This window comes from Nguyenibacter vanlangensis, assembly GCF_013376155.1.
In the GTDB taxonomy this organism is placed as follows: domain Bacteria; phylum Pseudomonadota; class Alphaproteobacteria; order Acetobacterales; family Acetobacteraceae; genus Gluconacetobacter; species Gluconacetobacter vanlangensis.
Genome location: NZ_JABXXP010000008.1, coordinates 20289 through 29509 on the forward strand (window position 1 = coordinate 20289; position 9221 = coordinate 29509).

Annotated in this window: 7 protein-coding genes; 2 read left to right on the forward strand and 5 right to left on the reverse strand. The window is 63.6% G+C overall.

Features of this window, described 5'->3' with window-relative positions; all coding sequences use genetic code 11:
• Positions 1 to 63 precede the first annotated feature (63 nt).
• Both HUK84_RS01810 and HUK84_RS01815 read left to right on the forward strand, forming a co-directional pair.
• Complete coding sequence (locus HUK84_RS01810; RefSeq protein ID WP_176638693.1) at positions 64 to 2310, forward strand: DUF1989 domain-containing protein; 2247 nt, start codon at positions 64 to 66, stop codon at positions 2308 to 2310.
• A complete protein-coding gene (locus tag HUK84_RS01815; RefSeq protein WP_246285295.1) occupies positions 2231 to 3706 on the forward strand; it encodes an NAD(P)-binding domain-containing protein in 1476 nt (491 codons plus the stop codon). The genes HUK84_RS01810 and HUK84_RS01815 overlap by 80 nt, the downstream gene beginning before the upstream one ends.
• A gap of 59 nt (positions 3707 to 3765) precedes the next feature.
• Here HUK84_RS01815 and HUK84_RS01820 read toward each other — a convergent pair whose 3' ends face one another.
• From HUK84_RS01820 to HUK84_RS01840, 5 genes are all read right to left on the reverse strand, one after another.
• Positions 3766 to 5094, reverse strand: a complete 1329-nt coding sequence (locus HUK84_RS01820) for an ammonium transporter (protein ID WP_176638694.1) — start codon at positions 5092 to 5094, stop codon at positions 3766 to 3768.
• A 122-nt stretch (positions 5095 to 5216) separates the two neighbouring features.
• Complete coding sequence (locus HUK84_RS01825) at positions 5217 to 6143, reverse strand: bifunctional 5,10-methylenetetrahydrofolate dehydrogenase/5,10-methenyltetrahydrofolate cyclohydrolase (protein ID WP_218064144.1); 927 nt, start codon at positions 6141 to 6143, stop codon at positions 5217 to 5219.
• Positions 6144 to 6177: 34 nt separating this feature from the next.
• Positions 6178 to 7077, reverse strand: a complete 900-nt coding sequence (gene purU / locus HUK84_RS01830; RefSeq protein ID WP_218064145.1) for a formyltetrahydrofolate deformylase — start codon at positions 7075 to 7077, stop codon at positions 6178 to 6180.
• A gap of 24 nt (positions 7078 to 7101) precedes the next feature.
• Entirely contained in the window at positions 7102 to 7629 is a 528-nt protein-coding gene (locus tag HUK84_RS01835) for a sarcosine oxidase subunit gamma (RefSeq protein ID WP_176638696.1), read from the reverse strand.
• The coding region (locus tag HUK84_RS01840) for a glycine cleavage T C-terminal barrel domain-containing protein (protein WP_281362720.1) at positions 7622 to 9221 on the reverse strand (1600 nt) is incomplete at its 5' end. The genes HUK84_RS01835 and HUK84_RS01840, both read right to left, overlap by 8 nt.

Consider the following 9221-nt stretch of genomic DNA (forward strand, 5'->3'; position numbering starts at 1 on the left):
CGATTGCAGGACATGCGGGTACGAAAATAGACTGGAACCTGACAGCGTGGATGGGACGGCGCGATGGATCGGAATGACCTGGTCGGGCGGAATGTGCGTTCGTGCAATCTTGTCGCAGGGGGGAGCGCGCGATTCCTGTCCGTCCGGGCCGGTGATATCGTCCGGTTGGTCGGTCCCGACGGCGGGCAGCCGGTCGTATTGCTGGCGCCTGCGGGCATGATCGCGTCTACCTCCGTCCCGGATGGCATGGTGCTCCATGCGGCGGAGATCGCGGCGGTCTGGGACCGCGAAGCTGGCGGCGCATTCGAGACTTTCGTGCCCTTCGACCGGGATACGCCTGCCGGCATGTCGGCGGACGTGGCGATCGGCCGTGACGGACGGGTGCTGGTCGCCGCGCCTGGCGCGGCTATGGCGCCATCCGAACAGAATCCGCCCACCGCGATCACGGTCGAACTGCATGTCGCGCCGGACGAGGGGGACCGGCTGCCCGATCCGCTGGCGCCGCCGGTTCAGGACCTGCATGTTCCGGCCGCCAGCGCGCGGGCCTATCGGGTGAAGAAAGGGGATTATATCCAGATCATCGACATTTCGGGCCGCCAATGTTCGGATTTCCTGGCTTTCGACGCCGGCGCGCTGGCGGAGGGGCGGGAATACGGGCTGGATGCGACGGCGACCCGGACCGCGATGGGGCACGCGATGCCCATGCCGGGGTTGCATGCCAAATTCTTCGACGTGCGCAACCATGCTCTGGTGGAAATCATCCAGGATACTGTAGGGCGGCATGACGCGTTCCTGACCGCATGCAGCGCGAAATATTATGACGATGCGGGTTATCCAGGCCATGACAATTGTTCAGACAATTTCAATCGGGAGCTGGGTCCGTTCGGTGTGGCAGCGCGCGCGGCATGGCCGGCGATCAATTTCTTCTACAATACCGCTGTGCTCCCTTGCGGCACGATCACGATGGATGAACCCTGGTCTCGGCCGGGCGATTACGTGCTGTTGCAGGCGAAGACCGACCTGATCTGCGCGTCGTCATCCTGCGCCGATGATATCGACGCCGCCAATGCGTGGCATCCGACCGACATCCAGGTCCGCATCTATGACGGGCATCATCATTTTCCACGGGCGACGGCGCGACGCATGACACCTGACTCACCACCCGTCATGACACGGGATTCCGGATTTCATCACGCTGCGGCGGCACGCGGTGCGCGCTTCGTTGAATATAAGGGATTCTGGTTGCCCGAATCCTATACCGGATATGGCCCTATTGCCGAATATTGGGCATGCCGCCGCGTGGCCTGCGTGATGGACCTGTCGGCGTTGCGCAAATTTGAAATTCTGGGTCCGGACGCCGAGGAATTGCTGCAATATGCCGTGACGCGCGATATCCGCAAGCTGGCCGTCGGACAGGTCGTCTATACGGCGCTATGCTACCCCCACGGCGGCATGCTGGATGACGGCACGATCTTCCGTATGGGGCCGCAGGCTTTCCGCCTGGTGTGCGGCGACGAATATTGCGGGCCCTGGTTGCGTGCGTTGGCGACGGAACGGGGGCTGGCGGTCAGCATCCGCGCCTCGACCGACCAACTGCACAATATCGCGCTTCAGGGACCGTTGAGCCGCGATATCCTGGCGCCGCTGGTCTTTACGCCGGCGGCGCAGCCCACGGTCGCGGCGCTGAAATGGTTTCGCTTCACCATAGGGCGGCTCGGCGGCGAACATGGTATTCCGGTCGTGATCTCGCGCACCGGCTATACTGGTGAACTGGGTTTCGAGATCTGGTGCCATCCCGCGACGGCGGGCGCAGTGTGGGATATCGTCTGGACCGCGGGACAGCCGCACGGGCTGGCCCCGCTGGGCCTGACGGCGCTGGACATGGTCCGCATCGAGGCGGGGCTGATTTTCGCTGATTATGAATTCTGCGCCGAAACCGATCCTTTCGAGGCGGGAATCGGTTTCGCGGTCCCGGCGTCGAAGACCGATGATTTTGTCGGCGCGGCCGCGCTGGCGACGCGACGGGCGCACCCATTGCGTCGTCTGGTCGGGCTCGACGTCGCGTCGAACGACACGGTATCGCATGGCGATCCTGTCTACCAGGGCAGGGCGCAGGTCGGGGTTGTGACCAGCGCGACCCGTTCGCCTGTACTTGGATGCTCCATTGCGCTGGCCAGGATAGATGCCAGCTTGTCGGCACCCGGCACGGGTTTGGAAATCGGCAAGCTTGATGGCCAGCAGAAGCGCCTGGTCGCGCAGGTGGCGCGGTTCCCGGCTTACGATCCGGAGAAAGCCCGAGTCAGAGCCTGATCTGTCTTTCAACTTCGTATCGGTGGTAAAAATCATGGTAAAACGGATAGCGATCATTGGTGCCGGCGCCAGCGGTCTTGCCGCACTGCGTGCGTTTGAGGCGGCGGGGCGAAAAGGCGAAGAGGTCCCGGAGATCGTGTGTTTTGAAAAACAGTCGGATTGGGGCGGGTTGTGGAATTACAGTTGGCGCACGGGGTTGGACGAGTACGGCGAACCGGTCCACGGATCGATGTACCGCTTCCTGTGGTCCAACGGTCCGAAGGAATGCCTTGAATTCGCTGATTATTCATTCGAGCGCCATTTCGGCCGGCCAATTCCGTCCTATCCCCCCAGGGCGGTGCTGTATGACTACATTACCGGGCGGATCCGTGATAGCGGACTGCGCGACCATATCCGTTTCCGCTCGCCGGTACGCGCGGTCCAGTGGAATGCCGGAGACGGGAATTTTACCGTGACGGTGGAGGACCTGGTCGAACGGCATGTCTATTCCGAAATCTTCGATCATGTCATCGTTGCGTCCGGACATTTTTCGGTGCCCAACGTACCGGCATTCGCGGGCTTCGATTCCTTTCCCGGCCGCATTCTACACGCGCATGATTTCCGTGACGCCAACGAATTTGCCGGCAAGACGGTCATGATGATCGGCAGTTCCTATTCGGCTGAGGATATTGGTACGCAGTGCTATAAATATGGTGCCAAGCGCATTATTTTCTCGCATCGTGGCAAGACGATGGGATTCAAATGGCCGGACGCGTTCGAAGAGCGTCCGCTTCTGGTCGAAACCAAGGGAAACACGGCGGTCTTCGCCGATGGAACCTCAACGCAGGTCGATGCGATCGTCCTGTGCACGGGCTATATGCACCATTTTCCTTTTCTGCCGGATGAATTGCGCCTGAAAACCAGGAATCGTCTGTATCCCGGAGGCCTTTACAAAGGTGTCTGCTGGATCGACAATCCGGCGCTGTTCTATGTCGGCATGCAGGATCAGTATTATACCTTCAATATGTTCGACGCGCAGGCATGGTATATACGTGACGTTATCATGGGCAAAATCGCGCTGCCCGACGACACTGCGATGTGCCGGGATTCGCGCGACTGGATGGCGAAGGAGGAGGCAGCCGAAACGGCTTATGACGAAATCGATTTCCAGACCGCCTATGTCGGCGACCTGATCGCCAACACGGATTATCCCGATTTCAACCTGGCGCACGTTGCCGAAACCTTCAAGGCGTGGAAGCATGACAAGGTCGACGATATCATGAACTATCGCGACCAGTCCTATGTTTCAGGACTCACGGGGACGCTGGCGCCGCCGCATCACACGCCATGGATGCGGGCATTCGACGATTCGATGGAGGCATTCCTGGCCAATGAGCCGGAGACAAAGCGGGCTTGATGCGAATGGGGAAGACGTGCCGGCCGGGCGTTTCCTCTCACCTTCACTGTCCCGTCATGTCAGTCGTGGATCGTCTCGCCGTGGAGCGAAAGGTCCAGCCCGCTTTGTTCCTGGTCTTCGGACACGCGCAGCTTGCGAAAATATCTGAACGGCAGAAGCAGAAGGACGGTGACGACCAGGGTCCACGCGACGACCACGAGCACGGCTTCGCTCTGTACGATCAGTTGCCACCAGTGGCCGTCGATGACGCCGCTGTGTCCCGCACCGGCCATGCGTGCCGTGGCGAAGACGCCGGCCAGCAGAGCGCCCATGATGCCGCCGATCCCGTGAATAGCCCAGACATCCAGGGCATCGTCATAGTGGAAGCGGCGTTTCGGCCAGTTGACGCCCCACAGGCATACCATACCCCCGATCATCCCCATGATCAGGGCACTGGCCGGAGAGACGAAGCCGCAGCCGGGCGTGATGACGACCAGTCCGGCGATGGCGCCCGAAATGGCGCCCAGCAGGCTGGGCTTGCCATGCAGCCGCAATTCACCAAGCACCCAGGCGGTGGTCCCGGCGGCGGCGGCGATCTGGCTGTTGAGGATGGCCAGCCCCGCCGCCGGACCGGCTGTGAGCGCCGAACCGCCGTTGAAGCAGAACCAGCCCCCCCACAGCAGGGATCCGCCCAGCAGAGTCAGCAGGACATTGTGCGGGGCCATGTCCATGACACCGTATTCCCGGCGCGGACCGATCATCAGTGCCGCAACCAGACCCGCGACGCCGCTGGTGACATGGACCACGGTGCCGCCGGCGAAATCGAGCGCGCCGGCACTCAGCAATAGGCCGCCGGGGCCCCAGATCATGTGGGCGATCGGGCAATAGACTGCCAGCGTCCACAATCCGACGAACAGCATGGCAGAATCGAAGCGCATCCGGTCGGCTGGTCCGCCGAGAATGATCATCGGCGTGATCGTCGCAAAGGTTAGTTCGAACATGACGAAGACGAATTCCGGCACGGTCGGGGCAGCCGAAGATATCGAAAAAGGAGTAAGATGACGAAGAAAAGTCTGGTCCAGGCCGCCAATCACCGGAGATGAAGCGGTAAAGACCAGGCTGTAGCCGCAGACGATCCACACCAGCGAGACCACCGCCCCGGTGCAGATCGCCTGCATCGAGGCCGATAGGGCGTTCTTCTTGCGCAGCATGCCGCTGTAGAACAGCGCCAGCCCGGGAATCAACATCAGCGTGGTGAAAACCGAAGCCACCATCAGCCACGCGGTGTCGGCGGCTGAAAACGAAGTGCTGCTTTGAGGCGAGGCGCCGTCGGCTGCCAGGGCGGGGCAGGTGGTCAGAAAAAGTGCCGGTATGAGAACAAGGAGCGGGCGAAAGCGAAATCGGGTCATGATCCTCTCGTAAGGTCTCTTGCCCGGACGGCATCATCTGCGGCCAGACTAGGCACCGCGCCATGATCCGTCAATTCGTTATCCACAAGCAATGAACGGGCATGTTCGGAGCGCATGTATGGTCAGAACAGGGATTGCTGGTCCATGCGTGGCGTCCAGGATGGGACGGCCAGGCCGGCGGTGCGTGCGGTGTTGTACAGCAGGCAGGCGATCGTCATCGGCCCGACCCCGCCGGGTACCGGGGTGATTCGTCCCGCGACCGCGCGTACCCCTTCATAGTCCGCGTCGCCAACGATGCGCGTGCCGCCGGCCGCCGCGACGCGACTGATACCGACATCGATGATCGTGGCGCCGGGTTGGATCATGTCGCGCGTGATCAGATCGGGACTGCCGGCCGCGACCACCACGATATCGGCTCGGCGCGTTTCGGCCGCCAGGTCCCGCGTCGCCAGATGGGCCACGGTGACCGTGCAGCGGTTGAGCAACAGCAGCCGCGCCATCGGCCGCCCGACGATGTTCGAGGCTCCGACCACCACCGCTTTCATCCCGGACAGCACACCGAGTTCGGCGCGCAGCAGAATCAGGCAACCCAGCGGAGTACACGGGATCACGCCGTCGGTCTGTCCGGCCGCCAGCTTACCGGCATTGACGATGTGAAATCCGTCCACGTCCTTTTCCGGCCGGATGGCGGCAAGGATGGTCGGGCTGGAGAGGTGCGACGGCAGCGGCAGTTGCACCAGGATGCCGTGCACCGCCGGATCGGCATTGAGGCGGTCGATCAGGTCGAGCAGCGCGTCACTGGATACGCCGGCGGGCAGCCGATGTTCGAAGGAGCGCATGCCGGCCCGCCGTGTTTGGCGTACCTTGCTGCGCACATAGATGTTGCTGGCCGGATCGTCTCCGACCAGGATGACGGCCAGGCCCGGCACGATGCCGTGGCGTTCGACCAGGTCGCCGACATCGGCGCGGATGTCGGCGAGCAGGCGCTCGGCATGGGCCCTGCCGTCGATGACGTGGGCAGGCAGCGACGCGTTTGCGGAACGGGGCATAGGCAACGAAGGTATCCTTTCGCGGAACGGACGCTCAGGGCTGGAAGATGATCGTCTTGCTGCCGTTCAGGATTGCGCGCATTTCGACATAATAGCGCACGGCGCGGGCCAGTACTCGCCGCTCGATGTCGCGGCCCTTGCGAATCAGGTCGTCGGGCTTGTCGGCGTGAGAAATGCGTTCGACGTCCTGTTCGATGATTGGCCCCTCATCCAGATCGTGGGTCACGAAATGCGCGGTGGCGCCAATGAGTTTAACGCCGCGGTCGAATGCCTGATGATAGGGTCTGGCGCCCTTGAATCCGGGCAGGAAGGAATGATGGATGTTGATGCAGCGTCCCGATAGCGCAGCGGCCATGGTGTTCGACAGGATCTGCATATAGCGTGCCAGCACGACCAGGTCGGCGCCGGTGGCCTGGATCAGGTCCAGGATCTGCTGCTCCTGCCATGCCTTGGTGTCTTTCGTGACCGGCAGATAATGGAACGGGATGTTGCCGAAATCGATATGGGTATAGGTGCTGGCCGGATGGTTCGCGATAATCCCCACGGGCTGGATCGGCAGTTCGCCGATGCGCCAGCGATACAGGAGATCGACCAGGCAATGGTCGAATTTCGACACCAGCAGCATGACTTTCGGCCGGACCGCGACGTCGCGCAGCAACCACATCATCGAAAAACGGTCGGCCAGTTCGCCGATCGCGGCCTCGGGCGGGGTCGGGTCGGCGACGGCGGCGGAAAAGACAATGCGCATGAAGAACAGGCCGCTATCCTGCTCGTCGAACTGCTGGGCTTCGGTAATGTTATAGCCGAGTTCGAACAGAAGCTGGCTGATCGCGGCGACCAGTCCCGGGCGGTTTGCGCAGGACAGGGTCAGGATGTAGGAATTGCCGCACGCCGCCTCGGGGTTGGAGGGCGGGGCTGTCTTGATCGTGTTCATCGTTTTCATTCCAGTCCGTGACTGTCAGCACGCCGCGAACATGGCCGCGGCTTCGGTCAGATGGTGATGCAGGGCGTTCGCCAGGCTTCTGAATACCAGGCAGTCGAAGCCCTCTTCGCCGGTCCTCCAGAAATGGACGCCGATGTGCCCGATCTGGCCGAGCGCCACGTCCCCGTCGCGGAAAATGCCGGGGTGCAGGTCGATCCCCGTGGTGGAGGCAAGGAAGGCCGCGCTGCGTTCACCGCCGATGCGAAAGGCGCATCGTCCGTCGCCCTGTGTCGTCAGTGCGGCCCGCTCTGCGCAGAGCGGGCGCAGCCGCGCGGCGATATCGGGAGCGCCGGCCGGCGCGATGGCGAAATAGTGCCCGCGGCCGGCCCAGGCGGTACGGCCGGTCGCGTTCACTGCCGTGCGGCCTGCCTCGGGTGCCGGAAAGCCGGCATCGGCGAGGATCGCCGCCAGGGAGGACGGGTTGCAGCGAAACGGCGCGATGTCGACGATCTGCCAGGGGGCCAGCGGACGGATCGTGACGGCGTGCGGGGACATGTCAGGCATGCAGGCGCTGTCCTTGCGGATCGACGAAGACGGGCGGGCAGACCTGCGCGCGCGTCACCCTGCCGCGTGCCGGGTCGTGGGCGACGATGACCTCCCCATGACGGTTTGCGCCGCCAGCCAGGAAACCGAGTCCGATCCACGACCCACAGGTGGGAGACCAGGCGGCCGAAGAAATCCAGCCCTGGTCGTCGCGTGCCGTTGCTGGGGCGCCGTCAGGCAACAGGTGCGCCCCGGCGCCCAGTGGTGCGGCCGGGGCCAGCGGCCGGATCCCTACGAGGGTCGGGCGGGTGGGATCGGTTAGCGCCGGGCGTCGCGCCATGCGTGCGCCGATATAATCCTTCCGGCTCGACAGCAACTTGCCGAAGCCCAGATCGCAGGCCGTGGTCTGGCCGTTCAGTTCCGGCCCTGCGGGATGGCCCTTTTCGATGCGCAGGACGCCCAGCGCCTCGGTGCCATAGGGGGCGATGCCGAATTCTTCGCCCGCCTGCATCAGCGCTTCGGCCAGCCGTGCGCCGTGGCGGGCCGGTACGGCGATTTCGTACGCCAGCTCGCCCGAGAACGACAGGCGAAACAGGCGGGCAGGAATCCCGCCGCAGATGCTGGTCTCGGTGGCCGCCATGTAAGGGAATGCATCGGGCCCCACATCGAATGCCGGATCGACGATACGGCGGAGGACGTCGCGTGAACGCGGACCGGCCAGGGCAACCTGAGCCCATTCGTCGGTGACCGAGACCAGGTTTACGTCATCGTCGGGAAACAGCCATTGCGCACAATATTCGAGATGTTCCATCACCCGGGCGGCATTGGCGGTCGTGGTGGTCATCAGGTAGTGCGACGAACCCAGGCGGGCGGTCGTGCCGTCGTCGAAGGCGAAGCCGTCCTCGCGCAGCATCAGGCCGTAGCGCACGCGCCCGATGGCCAGTTTGGCGAAGCCATTGCAATAGACGCGCTCGATAAACCGGGTGGCGTCCGGGCCCTGGATGTCGATCTTGCCCAGCGTGGTGACGTCGCAGAAACCGACGGCGTTGCGTACGGTCGCGACCTCGCGGTTCACGGTGTCCAGACAATCCTGCTCGCCGGGACGGGGAAACCACTGGGCGCGCATCCACAGCCCGGCGGTGGTGAAATGCGCGTTGTGGCGCGTGGCCCATTCATGGGTAGGGGGCAGGCGCGCGGGACGGAAGTGGCGGCCGCGATGGGAGCCCGCCAGCGCTCCGATGGCCACGGGCTGGACGGGCGGGCGGGCGGTGGTGACGCCGGTTTGTGCGATCGTGCGGCCGGTCATTGCCGCCAGCAGTGCCAGCCCGTTGATATTGGCGGTCTTGCCCTGGTCGGTCGCCATGCCCAACGTGGTGTAGCGTTTCAGGTGCTCGACGCCGGCATAGCCTTCGCGTACCGCCAGCCGGACGTCCTTGGCCGTCACGTCATTTTGGAAGTCCACGAAAGCGGTACCGGGCGGAACGTCCAGATCGTCGAGCGCATGCCGGAGCGCGAATGGTTGTTCCGCGTGATCCGGTGCTGCGGGCAGGGTGATCGCAGAGGCCCGCAGGCCGCAGGAATCCAGCGCCGCCAGCGCCGCGTCGCGTCCGGCG

What these genes read in the sequence shown, in the direction of transcription:
- HUK84_RS01810 (WP_176638693.1), top strand. Translation starts at nt 64, where the DNA reads ATGGATCGGAATGACCTGGTCGGGCGGAATGTGCGTTCGTGCAATCTT.
- HUK84_RS01815 (WP_246285295.1), top strand. Translation starts at nt 2,231, where the DNA reads ATGGCCAGCAGAAGCGCCTGGTCGCGCAGGTGGCGCGGTTCCCGGCTT.
- HUK84_RS01820 (WP_176638694.1), bottom strand. Translation starts at nt 5,094, where the DNA reads ATGACCCGATTTCGCTTTCGCCCGCTCCTTGTTCTCATACCGGCACTT.
- HUK84_RS01825 (WP_218064144.1), bottom strand. Translation starts at nt 6,143, where the DNA reads ATGCCCCGTTCCGCAAACGCGTCGCTGCCTGCCCACGTCATCGACGGC.
- purU (WP_218064145.1), bottom strand. Translation starts at nt 7,077, where the DNA reads ATGAACACGATCAAGACAGCCCCGCCCTCCAACCCCGAGGCGGCGTGC.
- HUK84_RS01835 (WP_176638696.1), bottom strand. Translation starts at nt 7,629, where the DNA reads ATGCCTGACATGTCCCCGCACGCCGTCACGATCCGTCCGCTGGCCCCC.